Below are 19,009 nucleotides of genomic sequence, written 5' to 3'. Positions count from 1 at the left end.
ACTACCGGGGCGCGATGCTCGTTCCCATGGTGTTGGTGCTCGTGACCGTCTTGTATGCCCGTCGTGGCGGTGGCGCCCGGGGCCTGGACGGGGGTCGCGGGGTTCACGGTGGTCGGACTCGGGCTGTGCGTGATCGTTCCGCAGACGTTCGCGGCGGCGGGCAGGCTCGCCTTCGACGAGCACGGGTCCGGGGCTTCGGACGCCGCCATCGCGCGACTGAACGTTTTCAACTATGTGGGTTTTTTGATCGGTTCGCCCTTGGTCGGGGGACTCGGGGACGCGTGGAACTACCGGGGCGCGATGCTCGTTCCCATGGTGTTGGTGCTCGTGACCGTCTTGTATGCCCGTTCCTTCGCCCCGGGACCGGACCGATACGGTGACGGACATGAGCGGCCGCGCACAGCTGATGTGGGACGAGGCAGTAACGGGTTATGACTTCGGCTCGGGTCACCCCATGGACCCGGTCAGGCTCGGTCTGACCCGAAGTCTCGTCGGTGCCTTCGGGCTCGACAAGGATCTTGATGTGGTCGCGGCCAAGCGGGCCGGTGACTCCACGCTGCGCCTCGTGCACCGCGAGGACTATGTGGCGGCGGTCAAGGCGGCCTCCGCCGACCCCGCTTCCGCGCGCGGAGAGTATGGACTCGGGACCGAGGACGACCCCGCCTTCGCGGGGATGCACGAGGTGTCGGCGCTGATCGCGGGGCAGTCCGTGGGGGCGGCCGAGGCGGTCTGGCGCGGCGAGGCCCTGCACGCGGTCAATTTCGCGGGCGGACTGCACCACGCCATGCCGGGCGGCGCCTCGGGCTTCTGCATCTACAACGACGCGGCACTGGCGATCGCGCGCCTCCTGGAGCTGGGCGCGGAGCGCGTGGCGTATGTGGACGTCGATGTGCACCACGGGGACGGGGTGCAGGCCGCGTTCTGGGAGGACCCCCGGGTCCTCACGGTCTCGCTGCACGAGCACCCCCGCACGCTGTTCCCGCAGACCGGCTGGCCGGAGGAGACGGGCGCGAGCGGAAAGGCCGAGGGCTCGGCGGTGAACGTGGCACTGCCCGCGGGCACCGGGGACGCCGGCTGGCTGCGGGCCTTCCACGCCGTGGTGCCCGAGCTGCTCGCGGAGTTCCGGCCGCAGGTCCTCGTCACCCAGCACGGGGCCGACACGCACTTCGAGGACCCCCTGGCGCACCTCGCCGTGTCGCTCGACGCGCAGCGGGCCGTGCAGGTCGCCTGTCACGAGCTGGCTCATGAGCACACCGACGGGCGCTGGGTCGCGCTGGGCGGCGGGGGATATGCGGTGGTGGACGTCGTGCCGCGGTCCTGGACGCACCTCGTCGGCATCGCCGCCGGGCGGCCCGTGGAGCCGGAGGCGACGATTCCGGAGGCCTGGCGGCAGGAAGCCTACGCCCGTACGCGGCAGTTGGCGCCGGGGCGGATGACGGACGGGCGGTGGCCCGTGGGCTGGCAGGACTGGGAGGCGGGTTATGACCCGGCCGACCGGCTCGACCAGGCGGTGCTCGCCGCTCGCCGGGCGGCGTTTCCGCTGCGGGGGCTGTTGCCGTAGGAGGGGCGAGCCGCGTAAGTGGTGCCCCGGGCCCATGCGCGAGCCGAATTGTGCCCGCGTTAGCCCAACTGTGGGGGGTTTTTGCGGTTTTGGGGGACCGTGGGTCGTCGATGCGCCAGCATCGGCAGCGTGTTGAGCACCGGCGCCCTGCGTGCGCATCTGTTGGCGGCCCGGTTGGCCGGGCCCGTGGCCACTCCCCGGGAGAAGAGCCTGCGGAGTTACCGGCTCTTCGCGGCCAGGGACCCGCGGATACTCCTCGGGCTCGATCCCGAGTGGCGCTGGGGGCCGGTCGATCTGCTGGGCCTCATGGCCGACAGGTGCGGGGTGTCCGCCGACCCCGGGCACACCAGCGGCACCGACGTCATCGATCCGGAACGGACCCTGACGGCGCTCGACGCCTTCGCGGAACGGCTCGCGGAGGCCGCGCGAAGGCGGTTGCCCGTACTCTTCGGGACGGGTCACCCGCACCGGCTGCTCGGGTTCTACGCCGCTTTGGCGGACGCCCTGTCGGCGGCCGGATGCACCGTCCTCACCCCCGCGCAGGGCAACAGTGTCGACATAACGACCCGGTTCGGCCTACGCACGTACAACCTTGACTACGTACAAGGAGTCGCGCTGGTGCGCGAACCCGGCGCGCGGCCGACGGGGAGTGAGACCGGCGCACACACCCACTCACCACTCCCGGTTCGAGCGGTTCTGGACGCCGCGGCGGAGGGCGGCGGACCGCTTCCCGGGCTTGTCGTGGGAGACCATGGATGGGTCTGCGGAGCAGGTCAGCTGGGGTTTGAGGCGATCGGTCTGGCGGATACGGACGATCCCGCGCTGTTCGTCGGAGAGGCCGAGGGGCGGGTGTCCGTCGTCGTTCCGCTTGATGACGCTGTGCGGTCTGATTACTACCGACCGCTTACTCGCTATGTACTCAATCGAGCGTGTCTGTCACAGTAGGCGGCCGATGGCTGCTCCTCTTCCCCACTCGCCCCATCCGCCCCTAGTCTGGGGAGTGAGCGCGCAGCGACGAAGAGTCACCGGAAGGGGAAGCCGGTGCCCGTCATGTGCGGAAGGTTCAGGTGGGGTGTCATGGCTGAGAACCAGAGGCCGCTGAACGAGGTTCAGTTCCTGACCGTGGCGGAAGTCGCCTCGGTGATGCGAGTGTCCAAGATGACCGTGTACCGCTTGGTGCACAGCGGTCATCTGCCCGCCATCCGGGTCGGAAGGTCCTTCCGGGTCCCGGAGCAGGCGGTGCACGAATACCTCCGCGAGTCCTATGTGGGGGTCGAGGCAGGCTGAGCGCAGGGGCCTCCGGGCCCCTGGTCGCAGGGCCCATTGCCCCTCGATTACCTCCCTCACGCCGGGACGGGTAGGCTAGGCCGACGTAGGTCGTGTGGGCCCAGTCTGCTGCCCCGCACCGAGTGAAGAGAAGTGAGCGAGGGTAGTCGTGGGCTCTGTTATCAAGAAGCGGCGTAAGCGGATGGCCAAGAAGAAGCACCGCAAGCTGCTGAAGCGCACTCGCGTTCAGCGTCGCAACAAGAAGTAAGCGACTGCTGTACAGCGCGTTCGAAGCCCTTCCGTCATTTTTGGCGGAAGGGCTTCGGCATGTCCGGGACCGTACGCGGTACCCGGGAGGCCGGGTGTTTGAGCGCCGGGCGGTTGGTCCGTACTGGCTCCTGTGTCCGTCGTCACTTCCCGCTGCGCACGGTCATCACAGCGCAACACGGACCCGCTAGCGTGGGCCGGGACACAGACTGTGCACGGCGAGGGCTGGGGAAAGGCAGGCGCTGATCTTGGGCAAGGTCGTGCTCGTGACCGGAGTGGCCCGACAGCTGGGCGGACGGTTCGTCCGGCGCGTCCAGCGCGATCCCGAGGTGGACCGGGTGATCGCCGTCGACGCGGTACCGCCCGAGCACCATCTGGGCGGCGCCGATTTCGTACGGGCCGACATCCGGCAGCCCGCGATAGCCAAGGTGTTCGCCGAGTACGGCGTGGACACGGTCGTCCACATGGACGTCACCGCGACCGCGCTCGGCAGCGGCAGCCGGGGCTCGGTCAAGGAGACCAACGTCATCGGCACCATGCAGCTCCTCGGCGCCTGCCAGAAGTCGCCGACGGTGAAGCGGCTCGTGGTCAAGTCCAGCACCAGCGTGTACGGCTCGGCGTCCAAGGACCCGGCGGTCTTCACCGAGACCACGGTGCCGAAGTCGCTGCCGAGCGGTGGCTTCGCCAAGGACACCGTCGAGGTCGAGGGCTATGTGCGCGGCTTCGCGCGGCGCCGCCCCGATGTCGCGGTCTGCGTGCTGCGCTTCGCCAACATCCTCGGGCCCACGGCCGACTCCCCGCTCGCCGAGTACTTCTCGCTGCCCGTGCTGCCGACCGTGTTCGGCTACGACCCGCGCCTCCAGTTCGTCCACGAGGACGACGCGGTCGAGGTGCTCCGCCTTGCCTCGCACGAGCCGAGGCGCGGGACGCTCAACAGCGGCACCTTCAACATCGCGGGCGACGGACTGCTGCTGCTCTCCCAGTGCTCACGGCGGCTCGGCCGCCCCACCGTGCCGGTGCTCCTGCCGGCCGTCACCTGGGTCGGCCAGGCGCTGCGCACCACGGGCATGACGGACTTCTCGCCGGAGCAGCTCCGGCTGCTGACCCACGGCAGGGTCGTGGCCACCCGGCAGATGCGCGAGACACTGGGATTCGAGCCGAAGTACACCACCGCGGAGGCCTTCGCGGACTTCGTGCGCAGCCGTGGTCCCGGGCTGCTGCCGCCGGGTGCCCTCGCGGGGGCCGTGGACCGGATCGCCGCGCTGCCCTTCGCGGGCGGCAACAAGAGCGCCAACTGAGGAGAGCGTCAACGATGGCGGACGCCAAGGTCATTCCGTTCGACGACGACCGGTCGCGCGGGGCAGCGCAGCGCGCCCCGCGCCGCAGGCTCGTGCCCCGGCGCAAGAACGATCCCGCGGCGGTGAGCGAGGTCAAGACGCTGCCCGGCAAGGAACCGGAGGGAGCGGAGCCGGTGGCCGCCGAGCGCCCCGCGCCGGCGCGGCGGGGGCCCGGGCAGGGAGGCGGCGGCCTCGACCGCCGGATCGCGGGCGGCCTCGCCTTCCTGCGGCGCCGGCTGACCGGTGAGTACGAGGTCGACGACTTCGGTTACGACGAGGAGCTCACCGACCAGGTCCTGATGTCCGTGCTCCGCCCCTTCTACGAGAAGTACTTCCGGGTGGAGGTGAAGGGTGTCGAGAACATCCCGTCCGAGGGCGGCGCGCTGATCGTCGCCAACCACTCCGGGACGCTGCCGCTCGACGGCCTGATGATGCAGGTCGCGGTGCACGACAACCATCCGCAGGGACGGCATCTGCGGCTGCTCGCCGCCGACCTCGTCTTCATGCTCCCGGTGATCAATGAACTGGCCCGCAAGGCGGGGCACACCCTGGCGTGCGCCGAGGACGCCGCGCGGCTCCTGGAGCGGGGCGAACTGGTCGGGGTGATGCCGGAGGGGTTCAAGGGCATCGGGAAGCCCTTCAGCGAGCGCTACAAGCTCCAGCGGTTCGGCCGGGGCGGCTTCGTCTCGACGGCCCTGCGGGCGGGGGCGCCGATCGTGCCGTGCTCGATCGTGGGCGCCGAGGAGATCTACCCGATGATCGGCAACGCGAAGACGCTGGCGCGGGTGCTCGGCATTCCGTACTTCCCGATCACGCCCACGTTCCCCTGGCTCGGGCCGCTGGGCGCGGTGCCGCTGCCGACGAAGTGGACGATCCAGTTCGGCGAGCCGATCCCGACGGACGGCTATCCGGTGGAGGCGGCGGACGATCCGATGCTGATGTTCAACCTCACGGACCAGGTGCGCGAGCAGATCCAGCACTCGCTCTACAAGCTGCTCGTGCAGCGGCGGTCGGTGTTCTTCTAGGCACGGCCGCGCGGGCCGAGGCCGCAGCGGTCGCAGCGGATCTTGGTGGTACGCGAAAGGGGGCGCCCTCCCCGTTGAGGGCGCCCCCCTTTCCCGTATGACCCGAGGAGGCGGCTACTTCGCGTCGTCGGCGTCGATGCCGAGCTCCGGGAGGAGTCCGGGCAGGAGCGGCGGCAGGGTGACGTCCGGCTTGGCCGGGGTGTCCTTGCCCGGTCTGCTCCTGCCGTCCGACGGGGCGGGGCTGGTCTTCTCGTCCGGTGGGTCGAGAAGACCGCCGACGCTGCCGCCGAGGACGTCGTCGCCGTCGCTGCGGTGGGGCGAGGCGGGCCTGTCCTTGTGGGTGTTGCCGGAGCCGCCGCCGCCACCGCTGCCGGGGGAGGAGGAGTGCCGGCCCGTGCCCTCGGAGCCGGACGGGCGCTGCGAGGTGCCTTCGCTCGAACCGCCCCTCTCCGGGGCGCGGGGCAGCCGCGCCCGCAGCGGGTCGACGTCGCTCTCTATGGCGTCGAAGACCGAGTCCACCTGGTCGCTCATGTCGCCGAGCTGCACCGGGAGACGGCCCTGCAGGTCGCTCCAACTCTCCCGGTGCGAGCGGGAGAAGGCGGAGAGCGCCTGGATGGGGCCGAGCGATCCGTCGCGCCGGAACGCCTGGTGGAGCAGGCGGTGGCCCTCGCTGGCGTCATAGCGCATGCCGTTGAGCGCGCGTCTGATCTCGCCGATGGACTCGTGGTCGAGGGCGCCGGAGCGGCCCCGCTCCATCAGTCTGCGGGCTTCGTTCAGCCGGGTGGAGGCCTGGTCGAGATAGATCCGGCCCCGGTCGGCGTCGTCGTCGGCCATGCCCAGCTTGAGGTCTTCCATGCCGCGCTTGAGGCCGTACAGCGAGTCGCCGGGGAGGGCGTCGGAGCTGGCGGCCGCCACCCCGCCGAAGGCGCCCGCCGCGACGCCGACGGTGAGGCCGCCGGCGGCGATGCCCTTGGAGAGACGGGAGCGTGGCCGCAGCTTGTGCAGCGGGCTCGCTCGGTGCGCGCCCTTGCGGGTGCGCTGCTCGGGCAACGCGGCGCCGCCCTCGAGGAACATGGCTTCCATGGCGGCCACGAGCTGGGCGCGCTGGACGACCTTGACCTCGGGGTCGAGGACGGGTTTGGGCAGCGCGTCGAGGCCTTCCGTCAGGGCCAGCATGTGGCCCTGCTCGGTCGGCTCGGCGCGGGCCGCGTCGGTTTCGGGGGACTCCACGGCCGCTGGCGTGGACGCCGAGTCCTCGGACTGCTCGGCCGCCGGGCTCTGGTCGGAATGTTCATCCAGAGCCTGGGCGAAGGCGTTCGCCCGCCGGTGGGCCGATACGTTCGCGATCACTGGCGGCACCTCCTCTCGTCATGACGGTCGACTCCCCAGGGGGTCCTGAGGGTTGCGCGTCCTGAACGCTTCCACACGATCGAGTGAGCGTGCGGCGTTTCCCTCGCGTCTCGGGGGCGGAGGGAACGGTCAGGTGGCGACCACAGGGAGCCTGCATCCCGCACAACGAGCGTCGCGGCACTTGGGTTACGGACGAAAGATGATCGGACCGCGAAGAATCGCCAAGGGGCCGTGGCGGCCATCTGGCCGCCACGGACAGTGAGTTGGGCGCCGCGGTCGGCTACCGAGCGCTACCGCACGTCGTCCGGGAGGAGGCGCGCGAGCGTGCGCACCGCGCGGTACTGGAGGGTTTTGATCGCGCCCTCGTTCTTTCCCATCACCCGCGCGGTCTCGGCGACGGAGAGGCCTTGCAGGAAGCGCAGGGTCACGCACTCCTGCTGCTGCGGGTTGAGGCGGCGGACGGCTTCGAGCAGGGCCGCGTTCGACAGGGACTCCAGGACGGAGTCCTCCGGGCTGCGCTCGACCTCGTTGGCGTCGAGCATCTCGCCGGTGGTCACTTCGAGGCGGAACCGGCTCGATTTGAAGTGGTCGGCGACCAGGTTGCGCGCGATCGTGACCAGCCAGGCGCCGAAGTCGCGGCCCTGCCAGGTGAAGGTGCCGATGCGGCGCAGGGCGCGCAGAAAGGTCTCACTGGTGAGGTCCTCGGCGGTCGCCTTGCCGCCCACGCGGTAATAGATGTAGCGGTAGACCGTGTCGCTGTACTGGTCGTAGAGGCGGCCGAAGGCGTCGGACTCGCCGGCCTGGGCGCGTTCGACGAGCTCCATCATGCGGGCGCTGTCGCTGTCCGCCGCGGGGCGGCGGTGGGTGGTCGTTGCGGTGGCGGCAGCGGCGCCGGAGCGGACCCGTCTGCTGACAGCCGCACCGCCGTCCGCCAGGGCATAGCACGGCCCGGCGGGTGCGGGGACGGCGAAGGCGGGGACGGCGGGGACGGCGTACGCGGTGGGGACGAAGCCGCGCAAGCGGTCCAGGACCGTTGCGCGCAGCGTAGCCAGGCCCGAGGCGTCAACCCCGACGTGTGGGTACACGGGACTCCCAGAGGCAGAGCTTCCATCACGTGCAGTTGCGAACCTTTCACCCGTCGTAGCGAAGAGCGGCGACGTGCGAGGGCCCGTAATGCGTCTGAGGAGAATAACGCTTCGTACAGGCAGCGCTACACCCAGTTGCTCAAATCATCGATTACGTCGCTTCTGTAACCGATACGAGCAGGGTTGAGCACCGGAGAGTGACCACTTGTTGATCGGTTCGGTTCACATTCCGTCTTCACGCGAGGCGTGTTGTGGCCGAGTCCAACCGGTGTGACTGGCGGGGAACGGGACGGGGTAGGACCGGGGGAATGCGCGCCGACGGGCGGTGCCCCCCGGGGGCGGCCGGGCCGCGGCGGCTCAGTGGCGGCGGCGGTGCAGGGCGATGGCGGCGGCCGTGCCGCCCGCGACCGCGCCGACACCGGCGGCGGCCGGGATGCCGACCTTCGCGGCCTTGCGGCCCGTGCGGTAGTCCCGCAGCCGCCAGTCCCGCTCGCGGGCGTGCTTGCGCAGCTTGGCGTCGGGGTTGATCGCGTAGGGGTGGCCGACCAGCGACAGCATCGGGATGTCGTTGTGGGAGTCGCTGTACGCGGCGCAGCGGGCCAGGTCGAGCCCCTCGGCGGCGGCCAGCGCGCGGACGGCCTCGGCCTTCGCGGGGCCGTGCAGGGGCTCTCCGACGAGCTTTCCGGTGTAGACGCCGCCGACCGACTCGGCGACGGTGCCGAGGGCGCCGGTCAGGCCGAGGCGGCCCGCGATGACGGTGGCGATCTCCACCGGCGCGGCGGTGACGAGCCAGACCTTCTGGCCCGCGTCGAGGTGGGCCTGGGCCAGGGCGCGGGTGCCCGGCCAGATGCGCTCGGCCATGTACTCGTCGTAGATCTCCTCGCCGATGGACATCAGCTCGGCGACGCGGTGGCCCTTGACGATGGAGAGCGCGCTGTCGCGGGCGTCCTGCATGTGCTCGGGGTCCTCGACGCCGGCGAGCCTGAACCACGCCTGCTGCCAGGCGAATCGGAAGAGTTCCTGGCGCTCGAAGAACTTCCGCTTGTAGAGCCCGCGGCCGAAGTGGAAGATCGCGGCGCCCTGCATCACGGTGTTGTCGAGATCGAAGAAGGCGGCGGCCTTGTCGTCGCCGGCGACGGGGAAGGCGGGTTCCGCCGGGGCCTCGTCGGGCGCGGCGCGCCCCGCGAGTTCCTCCAGTTCCTGGGAGGACTTGCGTGCTGCCTCAGCCGAGGCCTCGCCTGCCAACACGCTCCGCGCCGTGGCGGAGCGCCTACGGGGGGTGAGCCATCCGAGAGCGGCCATGCCGTGAGCATAGCCAGTCCGGCAGGTGGTTCCGGAGTCGGCGGGATGCGGGTGCCGTGAACTCTCCGCTACCGGGCCGTTAAGGGGTGCCCGTACGGGGCGCCCGCCGGGCTCGGGCGCCGGGGCGAGAATGGCGGCATGAGCCCGATTTTTCGTCGTACGGAGAAGAAGAAGCCCGCGGAGCGCACGGTGACCCTGATCGGTAAGCCGGGCTGCCATCTGTGTGATGACGCACAGCGGGTGATCGAGAAGGTCTGCGCGGAGGTCGGCGCCGCGTGGGAGAAGAAGGACATCACGCGGGACGAGGAGCTGCACCGGGCGTACTGGGAGCAGATTCCCGTGGTCCTCGTCGACGGGGAGCAGCACACCTTCTGGCGGGTGGACGAGGCGCGGCTCCGCAGGGAACTGGCCGGATGACGGCGGTGCGCGATCGCCGCCAGGGGTAGTGCGCGGCCCTCGCCGCGGGCGGCGCGTGCGCACCTCCCGGGCCGGGTCGGCGGCGCCGTCGGGGGCGGTGCGCCACCGCCGCCCGAGGTAGCACGCCATCGCCGCCGGGCGGTCGGTTACTGACCGGGCAGTCCAAAGAACCCGCGAAATCGTCTACGCTTTGGGGCGGTTTTGTTCTCGGGGGTGATGATCGTGAGGAGTGTGTGCGGTTTTGCCCCCTTCAGGTGAGCAACGGCACTACCCGTGCGCCGGTTCCACGATCGTGCGCCGGGGGCGCGTGACCCCCATCACGTTGGCCGGGCAAAACGGACACCATCTTTGTGCACGCGTTCACAAAGGCATAGCCTGCATGCGACGGGGCGGTCTGGGGACGAGTGACCGCCTACAGCCCCGCTCTACCCGCAGGAGCACCGTGGCAACTGGCCGAACTCACCGACCGGCGACCCGCAGCCGAGGAATTCCCGAGGCCACCGTCGCCAGGCTTCCGCTGTACCTCCGCGCTCTGACCGCACTGTCGGAGCGCTCGGTGCCCACGGTCTCCTCCGAGGAGCTCGCGGCCGCCGCGGGGGTCAACTCCGCGAAGCTGCGCAAGGACTTCTCCTACCTCGGTTCCTACGGGACGCGCGGCGTCGGCTACGACGTCGAGTATCTCGTGTACCAGATCTCCCGCGAGCTCGGTCTGACCCAGGACTGGCCGGTTGTCATCGTCGGCATCGGCAACCTCGGCGCCGCCCTGGCCAACTACGGCGGCTTCGCCTCGCGTGGTTTCCGTGTCGCGGCGCTGATAGACGCCGATCCGGCAATGGCCGGAAAGCCCGTGGCCGGCATGCCCGTGCAGCACACCGACGACCTCGAGAAGATCATCGAGGACAACGGCGTCTCGATCGGCGTCATCGCGACCCCGGCGGGCGCCGCCCAGCAGGTCTGCGAGCGGCTCGTCGCCGCCGGTGTGACCTCCATCCTGAACTTCGCGCCGACCGTCCTCTCCGTGCCGGACGGCGTCGACGTGCGCAAGGTCGATCTCTCCATCGAGCTGCAGATCCTCGCCTTCCACGAGCAGCGCAAGGCCGGCGAGGACGCGGCGTCCGACGACGTCGTGCCGCCCGTCGCCGCCAAGCAGCACCGCAAGGGACCCGACGGGGACGTCCCCGCCGTGATGCCGGCATGAGTCTCCTGGTCGTGGGGCTGAGCCATCGCAGCGCCCCGGTGAGCGTCCTTGAGCGTGCCGCGCTGAACGCGGACGCGCAGGCCAAGCTCCTGCAGGACACCCTCGCAGCCGAGCCCGCCACCGAGGCGGCCGTGCTCGCCACCTGCAACCGCATCGAGCTGTACGCGGACGTCGACAAGTTCCACGCGGGCGTGGCCGAGCTGTCGACGCTGCTCGCGCAGCACAGCGGTGTGGGCCTGGAGGAGCTCACCCCTTATCTGTACGTCCACTACGAGGACCGCGCCGTCCACCACCTGTTCTCGGTGGCGTGCGGGCTCGACTCGATGGTCGTCGGCGAGGGGCAGATCCTCGGGCAGATCAAGGACACCCTCGCGCGCGCCCAGGAGCTGCACACCGCGGGCCGGCTGCTCAACGACCTCTTCCAGCAGGCCCTCCGGGTCGGCAAGCGCGCGCACTCCGAGACCGGCATCGACCGGGCCGGGCAGTCGCTGGTCACCTTCGGCCTCGAACAGCTCGCCGTGCGCGAGCCGGTCGGGGAGTGGGCCAGGGGCAAGCGCGCCGTGGTGATCGGCGCGGGCTCCATGTCCTCGCTCGCCGCCGCGACGCTCGCGCGCGCCGGGGTCGCGGAGGTCGTGGTCGCCAACCGCACCCTGGAGCGGGCCGAGCGGCTCGCGGAGATCCTCGGCGAGACCGGCGGTACCGGTGTGACGGTCCGCGCCGTCCCCATGGACGCCGTGGCGGACGAACTGACACGTGCAGATGTGGCCGTCTCCTGCACGGGCGCGACGGGCCTGGTGCTGACCGGCGACGTGGTGTCGGCCGCCGTCGCGGGCCGGGTGCCCGCCGAAGCACGCCTCGGCGAGGTGCCCGCGCAGTCCAGGAGCGGTTCCGCGGGCACGGCCCAGCGCCCCCTGGACACCGGCGAGGAGCCCTGCCCCTTCGACCTCTCCACCGCCCGCGGCTTCTCCGTGGCCGGTGAGGCCGCAGTCGCCGGAATGGACGCCGCCTCCCTGGAGCAGCACGGCGCCTGGGTGGACAACGCCCCGGCCGGGCGGCGCGAGGCCGCGGCCCCCGATCCGCAGGCCGAGGCCGAGGCCATCGCCGCGCTCGTGGCCGCCGCGAACCGCACGGGCCGGCTGCCCGAGCGGCGCTGCCCGTCCCCGTCGGCCGCCGCGGCCCGCCCGGCCGTGCTTGCCCTGCTCGACCTCGCCATGCCCCGTGACATCGACGCCGCCGTGCACCGGATCCCGGGCGTGCGGCTCGTCGACATCGAGTCCCTCGCCGAGGCATCGGCCGACGCGCCGATGGCCGCCGACGTCGAGCAGGTGCGGAGCATCGTCTCCGACGAGGTCGCCGCCTTCGGCGCCGCGCAGCGCGCCGCGCACATCACGCCGACCGTGGTCGCCCTGCGCACCATGGCCGCCGACGTGGTGGCGGGCGAGATGGCCCGGCTCGAAGGGCGGCTGCCCGGTCTTGAGGACAAGCAGCGCGCCGAGATCACGCAGACCGTGCGCCGCGTCGTGGACAAGCTGCTGCACGCGCCGACGGTGCGGGTGAAGCAGCTCGCGGGCGAGCCCGGCGGCGCCGGGTACGCGGACGCGCTGCGGACGCTCTTCGACCTCGACCCGCAGACGGTCGCGCTGGTCAGCAGGGCGGACCGCACGAACAACGAGAACGACGACCCGAATAGAGGCCGGGCATGACCGAGAGGGCTCTCAGGCTCGGGACCAGGCGCAGCATGCTGGCCATGGCCCAGTCGGGCCACGTTGCCGACGCCGTGCGGCGGTTGACGGGGCGGCCCGTCGAGCTGGTGGAGATCACCACGTACGGGGACATCTCCCGCGAGCACCTGGCGCAGATCGGCGGCACCGGCGTCTTCGTCGCCGCCCTGCGCGAGGCGCTCGTCCGCGGCGAGGTCGACTTCGCCGTGCACTCGCTCAAGGACCTGCCCACCGCGCAGCCCGAGGAGCTCGTGCTCGCCGCCGTGCCGGTCCGCGAGGACCCGCGCGACATCCTGGTCGCGCGCGACGGCCTGACCTTCCCCGAGCTGCCCGCGGGCGCCCGGGTCGGCACCGGTTCGCCGCGCCGCATGGCGCAGCTCAACGCCTACGCGCGCAGCCACGGCATGACCATAGAGACCGTGCCGATCCGCGGGAACATCGACACCCGCATCGGATACGTGCACAAGGGGGAGCTCGACGCCGTCGTGCTCGCCGCCGCCGGACTGAGCCGCGTCGGCAGGACCGACGAGGTGACCGACTTCCTGTCGGTCGACACCGTTCTGCCCGCCCCCGGCCAGGGGGCACTGGCGATCGAGTGCGCCGCGCACAACGCGTCACTCGCCGCCGCGCTCGCCGGGCTCGACGACCCGTACACCCGGGTCGCCGTGACCGCCGAGCGTTCCCTGCTCGCCGCCCTGGAAGCCGGTTGCAGCGCCCCCGTGGGCGCGCTGGCCGACCTTCCCCCAGCTCTCGACCCCGTTCGAGCAGGGGAGACCCCCACGGCCGACGAACAGATTGTCAAGGAAATGCGCCTGCGCGGCGTCGTCGGCACGACCGACGGCTCGACGCTGGTGCAGCTGTCCACCACCGGTCCCGTGCCTGCGACGGAGACCCAAGCCATGGCGCTGGGCCGCGAACTCGCGGCCGAGATGCTCGCCAAGGGCGCGGCCGGTCTGATGGGGGAGCGAGCACTTTGAGCCCCACCTCGAACCTTCCCGGCCTTCCCGCACACGGGCACGTCACCTTCCTGGGTGCCGGACCCGGAGATCCGGGACTGCTGACCCTGCGCGCCGTCGAGGCGCTGACCCGAGCGGAAGTGCTGATCGCCGAGCCGGATGTGCTCGACGTCGTCCGTGTGCACGCCAGGGGAGGTGTGGACACACCCCTGCCGACGGCGACTGACGACATGTCAGCAGCCCCTGACACGGCGACTTTCCGAGCCGCCGCCAATCTTGTCATGGAGGCCGCGAGGGGCGGCAGGCGGGTCGTGCGTGCGGTCAGCGGCGACCCCGGCCTCGACACGTACGCGGCCGAGGAGATGCTCGCCTGCGCCGCCGAGGGCATCCCCTTCGAGGTCGTCCCCGGCATCGCGGCGGCCGTCGGCGTGCCCGCGTACGCCGGTGTGCCGCTGCGGGACGCGCAGGGCACCGACGTGCGGTTCATCGACGCGCGGACGGCGTCCGACCGCTGCTGGAGCGAGGTCGGCGCGTCCGACGGCACCGTGGTGGTCTCGACGGCGCTCGACTCCGTGGCCGCGGCGGCGGGCGAGCTGGTGGCCGCGGGCCGCAAGCCCGACACCCCGCTGACCGTGACGGTCGCGGGCACGACGACCCGCCAGCGCACCTGGAACGCCACGCTCGGCACCATCGCGCAGGTCTTCAAGCAGGCCAAGGTGCTGCCCTCGCCCGAGGGCGGCAGGCCGGTGATAGCCGTGGTCGGCGAGCGTTCCTCGGCCGCCCAGCGCGACCAGCTGTCGTGGTTCGAGTCGAAGCCGCTCTTCGGCTGGCGGGTGCTCGTACCGCGTACGAAGGAGCAGGCGGCCTCGCTCTCCGACCAGCTGCGTTCCTACGGTGCCGTGCCGCACGAGGTGCCGACCATCGCGGTCGAGCCGCCACGCACGCCCCAGCAGATGGAACGCGCCGTCAAGGGCCTCGTCACCGGGCGGTACGAGTGGATCGCCTTCACCTCGGTGAACGCCGTCAAGGCGGTGCGCGAGAAGTTCGAGGAGTACGGGCTCGACGCGCGTGCCTTCGCCGGGATCAAGGTCGCGGCCGTCGGCGAGCAGACCGCCGCCGCGCTGATCGCCTTCGGCGTCAAGCCGGACCTGGTGCCGAGCGGCGAGCAGTCGGCCGCGGGGCTCCTGGAGGACTGGCCGCCGTACGACCCGGTCTTCGACCCGATCGACCGGGTTTTCCTGCCGCGGGCCGACATCGCCACCGAGACGCTGGTGGCGGGTCTGATCGACCTCGGCTGGGAGGTCGACGACGTGACCGCCTACCGGACGGTGCGCGCCTCGCCGCCGCCGGCCGAGACGCGGGAGGCGATCAAGGGCGGCGGCTTCGACGCCGTGCTCTTCACCTCCTCCTCCACGGTCCGCAACCTGGTCGGCATCGCGGGCAAGCCGCACAACGTCACGGTGATCGCGTGCATCGGCCCGGCCACGGCCAAGACGGCCGAGGAGCACGGGCTCCGGGTGGACGTGATGGCTCCCGAGCCCTCGGTCCACAAGCTGGCCGAGGCCCTCGCCCAGTTCGGTTCGCAGCGGCGCGCCGCGGCCCTTGAGGCCGGTGACCCGGTGACACGGCCGAGCGAGCGGCGGCCCGGTTCGCGGCGGCGGCGCGCGGCGCCGTAGGTTCGGGTGGGCGGGCGCATCCCGCCCGCCCACGCCAGCAGCGATACATCGCAAGCAGTACGAATCCAGGTGAAGTCAGTGACGAAGTACGGGTCTTTCCCCGGGTCGCGGCCCAGGCGGCTGCGGACGACGCCGGCCATGCGGCGGATGGTCGCCGAGACGCGGCTGCATCCGGCCGATCTGATCCTGCCCGCCTTTGTGCGGGAGGGGATCAGCGCCCCGGTGGCGATCGGGTCCATGCCCGGCGTCTACCAGCACACCCGGGACACCCTCAAGAAGGCGGCCGTCGAGGCGGTCGAGGCCGGGGTCTCCGGGATCATGCTCTTCGGCGTCCCCGAGGAGTCGAAGAAGGACGCCGCGGGCACGGTGGGCACCGACCCCGACGGAATCCTCCAGGTCGCGCTGCGGGACGTGCGGGCCGAGGTCGGCGACGACCTCATCGTCATGTCCGACCTGTGCCTGGACGAGTTCACCGACCACGGGCACTGCGGTGTCCTCGACGCCGAGGGCCGCGTGGACAACGACGCGACCCTGGAGCGGTACGCGGAGATGGCGCAGGTCCAGGCCGACGCGGGCGCCCATGTGGTGGGCCCGAGCGGCATGATGGACGGCCAGGTGGGTGTCATCAGGGACGCCCTCGACCAGGCGGGCCACGAGGACGTGTCGGTCCTCGCGTACTCCGTGAAGTACTCCTCCGCCTTCTTCGGCCCCTTCCGTGAGGCCGTCGGCTCCTCGCTCAAGGGCGACCGCAAGACCTACCAGCAGGACCCGGCCAACGCCCGGGAGTCCCTGCGGGAGCTCGCGCTCGACCTGGAGGAGGGCGCGGACATGGTGATGGTGAAGCCGGCCGGTCCCTACCTCGACATCCTCGCGAAGGTCGCCGACGCGGTCGACGTGCCGGTGGCCGCGTACCAGATCAGCGGCGAGTACGCGATGATCGAGGCCGCCGCCGAGCGGGGCTGGATCGACCGCGACAAGGCGATCATGGAGGCCCTCACGGGCATCAAGCGCGCGGGCGCGAACATGATCCTCACGTACTGGGCGACCGAGGTGGCCCGGCAGCTCCGCGCGGGTTGACCTCAACATTGGTCGAGGTCGCAGGGTGGTGTGCACGGACGGACCGGTGAGGCCGGTCCGTCGCCACCCAGTCCGAGGAGGACGCCGTGCACGCCGTTGTTCTGCATGAGTTCGGTCCGGCCGGAAATCTCCGCTACGAGAACCGGCCCGACCCCGTCGCGGGCCCGGGACAGGTGCGGATCGCCGTACGGGCCGCGGGGGCGCACTTCGTCGAGACCGTGATGCGGGCCGGCGAGGCGTCGGACAAGGCGCCGCCGCTGCCCGGGCTGCCCGCCGTCCTCGGCGGCGAGGCCGCGGGCGTCGTCGACGCGGTCGGCCCCGGTGTCGACCCGTCCTGGCTCGGCCGCTCCGTCGTCACCTCGCACGGCACCACCGGCGGCTACGCCGAGCTGACCGTCGCCGACGTGGACGGCCTGCACGCGGTGCCGGACGGCCTCGGCTTCGAGGACGCCGTCACCATGGTCATGACGGGGGCCACCACCATGGGTCTGCTCGGCATCGCCCGGCTCCGCCCCGACGACGTCGTCCTCGTGACCTCCGCGGCCGGTGGCGTCGGACGGCTCGTCGTGCAGTACGCGCACGCCCTCGGCGCCACGGTCGTCGGCGCGGCGGGCGGCCCCGCCAAGACCGGGGCGGTACGGGCGCTCGGCGCCGACGTCGCCGTCGACTACAACCGCCCCGGCTGGCAGGAGACCGTGCGCGAGCGGCTCGGCGGCGGGCGCCCCGTCACGGCCGTCCTGGACGGCGTCGGCGGCGGGAAGGCCGCGGCCGCCTTCGAGCTGCTCGGCGACCAAGGACGGTACGTCGTCATCGGCTGGGCCTCGCAGGAGGCCTTCGAGCCGGGCCCCGAGCTGCTCGCCGAGCGCGGCGTCACCCACGTCAACGCCCTCCTCGAACTCCTCGCTCACCCCGAGGACGGCCCCGCCCGCGAGCGCGAGGCCCTGGCCGCCGCTGCCAAGGGCGACCTGGTGCCCGCCTGGCAGGCGTTCCCGCTGGCGGAGGTGGCCAGGGCGCACGCGGCGATGGAGCGCAGGGAGACGACGGGCAAGGTCGTCCTCATCCCCTGAGCCGCGTCACCAGATCAGCGCGGTCGACGCCGACGTCTGCCAGTACGTGACGAACGCCGAGCTGTCCACGTACACACCGCCCCGCGGGAGCTTGGGCGACGCGGGGCGGCCCACACTGCCGTTCATGGCGCGCTTGGCGAAGTGGACGCCCAGCTCGCGGGCCTGGCGTCCGTGCGAGCCCTCGGGGGAGGACGTGCCGATGGCCGCGTAGGCCTTCTCGCCGGGCTCAAGGGTGACGACCGCCTGCGGCATGCTGTCCTTCAGCCACGGAACCGAGGACTGGGCCTGGTCGAAACGGAGGTACGGGGCGCCGTACGCGAAGCACGTCTTCGTGCCCGTGTTCTTGGCGGTCAGGAGCAGGTGGTTCAGCGGCCGGTCGACCTTCTTCACGGTGACCTTGGTGTTCGCGGCCGTGCAGGTGACAGGGGCGGCGGCCTTGGCGGCGGGGGCCGTGGCCTCCGCGGTTCCGCCGAGCGCGGTGAGCGAGAGGGCGGCGGTGACGGCGGCGGTGGCCGCGGCCTTGGTGACGAGTCGCATGGCTGGTCTCTTTCGGTGTGACGAGGACGACGCGAGCCGCGCCGACGGGCCGCCGGGCACGGCGTGCTTGTATGGCCCACAGCTTGTGAGGGGTTCTGTCCCGGCGGCCAGTGCGGGACGGCAGTGGGGGACGCTGGGACGTTCGTACGGCTGTGAGCTGCGGCGATGGCGTTCCGTGGAACGATCGGCTGGGATGGGAGTAAGTGTGGGGGCGGGCGATCTCGCGGAGTTGCTGCGAGAGCTGAAGGAGAGGTCGGGGCTCAGTTACGGGTCGCTGGCCAAGCGACTGCACATGTCGACCTCGACGCTGCACCGCTATGTGAACGGGTCGGCCGTACCGACGGAGTTCGCTCCGCTGGAGCGGCTCGCCCGGGTGTGCGGTGCCTCGCGGGAGGAGATGGTCGAGGCCCACCGGCGGTGGATCCTGGCCGACGCGTCGAGGGGCGACCGCAAGGAGCCCGCGCCCGCATCGCCCGCGCCCGCACCGCCCGGCACGCTGTCCGCCGCGTCAGCTGGCGCCGACGCAGATGCGGACACCGCCGGGCCCGCTGCCGATGCCGCGCCTGATGCCGACGCCGACACGGCCGCTGAAGCCGCGCCTGATGCCGACACCGACACGGCCGCCGACACCGAGCCCGCCGCCGACACCGAGCCCCCCGCCGATGCCGTGGACGGCCGGTCCGATGCCGCGCGGCCCGACGACGCGCCCGACTTCGTGATCGGCCCGGCCCCCGCGGCAGCGGCCGGCCGGAGGCGGAGACGGCCGTCGAGGGCGCGGGTGCTCGTCGCCGCCGGTGCCGTTCTCGCGCTCGGCACCACCGCCGTCGCCGTCCAGGCCGCGTCCGGCGGCGGAGACCGCGACCGCGCGGCGGCCGCGTCCCCGAGCGCGCACGGCGGTGAGGGATCGCGGGCCCCGGACGGCACCGGTTCCGCCTCGCCCTCGGGCAAGGCGGAGAAGAAGTCCGGCAAGGACAAGCCCGGCGAGGCGGCCTCAAACTCGGCGAAGCCGGAGAGCCGGGAGGAGAAGGACGAGGGCGGGAGCGGGACTCCCGGCACCGGCGACGGTGCCAAGGGCGGCGGCACCGGCGCGGACCGGGGCAGCGCCGCCCYKGGGMCCGTCTCCACCCAGCCGCAGTACTGGGACGCCCCGTGCGGCCACCCCTACCT

Annotated in this window: 18 protein-coding genes and 1 pseudogene; 15 read left to right on the top strand and 4 right to left on the bottom strand. The window is 72.0% G+C overall.

Going from position 1 to position 19,009, the window contains the following annotated elements:
- Positions 1–60 precede the first annotated feature (60 nt).
- The 7 genes and pseudogenes from AB8Z36_RS07305 to AB8Z36_RS07275 all read left to right on the top strand — a co-directional run.
- A pseudogene (locus AB8Z36_RS07305) lies at positions 61–435 on the top strand (MFS transporter); the annotation flags it as partial.
- Complete coding sequence (locus tag AB8Z36_RS07300) at positions 386–1,561, top strand: acetoin utilization protein AcuC (RefSeq protein ID WP_369212367.1); 1,176 nt, start codon at positions 386–388, stop codon at positions 1,559–1,561. The pseudogene AB8Z36_RS07305 and the gene AB8Z36_RS07300, both read left to right, overlap by 50 nt.
- 129 nt (positions 1,562–1,690) lie before the next feature.
- Positions 1,691–2,506 carry a phosphatase gene (locus tag AB8Z36_RS07295; RefSeq protein WP_369212366.1) on the top strand — a complete coding sequence of 272 codons (816 nt, stop codon included), beginning with the start codon at positions 1,691–1,693 and terminating at the stop codon, positions 2,504–2,506.
- A gap of 132 nt (positions 2,507–2,638) precedes the next feature.
- Positions 2,639–2,848, top strand: a complete 210-nt coding sequence (locus AB8Z36_RS07290) for a helix-turn-helix domain-containing protein (RefSeq protein WP_062770509.1) — start codon at positions 2,639–2,641, stop codon at positions 2,846–2,848.
- A 148-nt stretch (positions 2,849–2,996) separates the two neighbouring features.
- On the top strand, positions 2,997–3,095 hold the full coding sequence (locus AB8Z36_RS07285; protein WP_003948845.1) for a 30S ribosomal protein bS22: 99 nt from the start codon (positions 2,997–2,999) through the stop codon (positions 3,093–3,095).
- A 247-nt stretch (positions 3,096–3,342) separates the two neighbouring features.
- Entirely contained in the window at positions 3,343–4,392 is a 1,050-nt protein-coding gene (locus tag AB8Z36_RS07280) for an NAD-dependent epimerase/dehydratase family protein (protein WP_369212365.1), read from the top strand.
- Positions 4,393–4,406: 14 nt separating this feature from the next.
- Positions 4,407–5,456, top strand: coding sequence for a lysophospholipid acyltransferase family protein (locus AB8Z36_RS07275; RefSeq protein ID WP_369212364.1), 1,050 nt, complete (start codon positions 4,407–4,409; stop codon positions 5,454–5,456).
- A 114-nt stretch (positions 5,457–5,570) separates the two neighbouring features.
- Here AB8Z36_RS07275 and AB8Z36_RS07270 read toward each other — a convergent pair whose 3' ends face one another.
- The 3 genes from AB8Z36_RS07270 to AB8Z36_RS07260 form a co-directional block, all read right to left on the bottom strand.
- Positions 5,571–6,806 (bottom strand): DUF5667 domain-containing protein, encoded by a 1,236-nt coding sequence (locus tag AB8Z36_RS07270; RefSeq protein WP_369212363.1) that lies wholly within the window; start codon positions 6,804–6,806, stop codon positions 5,571–5,573.
- Positions 6,807–7,096: 290 nt separating this feature from the next.
- Complete coding sequence (locus tag AB8Z36_RS07265) at positions 7,097–7,891, bottom strand: ECF subfamily RNA polymerase sigma factor, BldN family (protein WP_369212362.1); 795 nt, start codon at positions 7,889–7,891, stop codon at positions 7,097–7,099.
- Between the two features lie 357 nt (positions 7,892–8,248).
- Positions 8,249–9,193, bottom strand: coding sequence for an HAD family hydrolase (locus AB8Z36_RS07260; RefSeq protein ID WP_369212361.1), 945 nt, complete (start codon positions 9,191–9,193; stop codon positions 8,249–8,251).
- Positions 9,194–9,331: 138 nt separating this feature from the next.
- On the opposite strand from AB8Z36_RS07260, the gene AB8Z36_RS07255 reads away from it, so the two are divergent.
- The 7 genes from AB8Z36_RS07255 (at position 9,332) to AB8Z36_RS07225 (ending at position 17,305) form a co-directional block, all read left to right on the top strand.
- Complete coding sequence (locus tag AB8Z36_RS07255) at positions 9,332–9,610, top strand: glutaredoxin family protein (protein WP_369212360.1); 279 nt, start codon at positions 9,332–9,334, stop codon at positions 9,608–9,610.
- Positions 9,611–10,052: 442 nt separating this feature from the next.
- Positions 10,053–10,808: a redox-sensing transcriptional repressor Rex gene (locus AB8Z36_RS07250; protein ID WP_369212359.1), complete on the top strand. Its 756-nt coding sequence runs from the start codon at positions 10,053–10,055 to the stop codon at positions 10,806–10,808.
- Entirely contained in the window at positions 10,805–12,511 is a 1,707-nt protein-coding gene (locus AB8Z36_RS07245) for a glutamyl-tRNA reductase (RefSeq protein WP_369212358.1), read from the top strand. The genes AB8Z36_RS07250 and AB8Z36_RS07245 overlap by 4 nt, the downstream gene beginning before the upstream one ends.
- Entirely contained in the window at positions 12,508–13,506 is a 999-nt protein-coding gene (hemC, locus tag AB8Z36_RS07240; protein ID WP_369212357.1) for a hydroxymethylbilane synthase, read from the top strand. The genes AB8Z36_RS07245 and hemC overlap by 4 nt, the downstream gene beginning before the upstream one ends.
- On the top strand, positions 13,503–15,161 hold the full coding sequence (locus tag AB8Z36_RS07235; protein ID WP_369212356.1) for a uroporphyrinogen-III synthase: 1,659 nt from the start codon (positions 13,503–13,505) through the stop codon (positions 15,159–15,161). The genes hemC and AB8Z36_RS07235 overlap by 4 nt, the downstream gene beginning before the upstream one ends.
- Before the next feature lie 78 nt (positions 15,162–15,239).
- Positions 15,240–16,238: a porphobilinogen synthase gene (gene hemB / locus AB8Z36_RS07230; protein ID WP_369212355.1), complete on the top strand. Its 999-nt coding sequence runs from the start codon at positions 15,240–15,242 to the stop codon at positions 16,236–16,238.
- 86 nt (positions 16,239–16,324) lie between these two features.
- Positions 16,325–17,305 carry a zinc-binding dehydrogenase gene (locus AB8Z36_RS07225; RefSeq protein ID WP_369212354.1) on the top strand — a complete coding sequence of 327 codons (981 nt, stop codon included), beginning with the start codon at positions 16,325–16,327 and terminating at the stop codon, positions 17,303–17,305.
- A gap of 6 nt (positions 17,306–17,311) precedes the next feature.
- On the opposite strand, the gene AB8Z36_RS07220 is transcribed toward AB8Z36_RS07225, so the two are convergent.
- The gene (locus AB8Z36_RS07220) at positions 17,312–17,842 is read right to left on the bottom strand and encodes a DUF4232 domain-containing protein (RefSeq protein WP_369212353.1); all 531 of its coding nucleotides are present in this window, start codon (positions 17,840–17,842) and stop codon (positions 17,312–17,314) included.
- 193 nt (positions 17,843–18,035) lie between these two features.
- On the opposite strand from AB8Z36_RS07220, the gene AB8Z36_RS07215 reads away from it, so the two are divergent.
- Positions 18,036–19,009: helix-turn-helix domain-containing protein (locus AB8Z36_RS07215; protein WP_369212352.1), on the top strand; the 974-nt coding region annotated here is incomplete at its 3' end.

Origin of the sequence: Streptomyces flavofungini, from assembly GCF_041028215.1 — a bacterium.
Taxonomy (GTDB): Bacteria; Actinomycetota; Actinomycetes; order Streptomycetales; family Streptomycetaceae; genus Streptomyces; species Streptomyces flavofungini_B.
The sequence above is the reverse complement of the archived record's forward strand: the minus strand, read 5'-3'. Positions and strand labels throughout refer to the sequence as shown.

Excerpts from the sequence above, each read along its gene's own strand:
- AB8Z36_RS07300 (WP_369212367.1), top strand. The coding sequence starts at position 386 with ATGAGCGGCCGCGCACAGCTGATGTGGGACGAGGCAGTAACGGGTTAT.
- AB8Z36_RS07290 (WP_062770509.1), top strand. The coding sequence starts at position 2,639 with ATGGCTGAGAACCAGAGGCCGCTGAACGAGGTTCAGTTCCTGACCGTG.
- AB8Z36_RS07275 (WP_369212364.1), top strand. The coding sequence starts at position 4,407 with ATGGCGGACGCCAAGGTCATTCCGTTCGACGACGACCGGTCGCGCGGG.
- AB8Z36_RS07260 (WP_369212361.1), bottom strand. The coding sequence starts at position 9,193 with ATGGCCGCTCTCGGATGGCTCACCCCCCGTAGGCGCTCCGCCACGGCG.
- AB8Z36_RS07255 (WP_369212360.1), top strand. The coding sequence starts at position 9,332 with ATGAGCCCGATTTTTCGTCGTACGGAGAAGAAGAAGCCCGCGGAGCGC.
- AB8Z36_RS07245 (WP_369212358.1), top strand. The coding sequence starts at position 10,805 with ATGAGTCTCCTGGTCGTGGGGCTGAGCCATCGCAGCGCCCCGGTGAGC.
- hemC (WP_369212357.1), top strand. The coding sequence starts at position 12,508 with ATGACCGAGAGGGCTCTCAGGCTCGGGACCAGGCGCAGCATGCTGGCC.
- AB8Z36_RS07220 (WP_369212353.1), bottom strand. The coding sequence starts at position 17,842 with ATGCGACTCGTCACCAAGGCCGCGGCCACCGCCGCCGTCACCGCCGCC.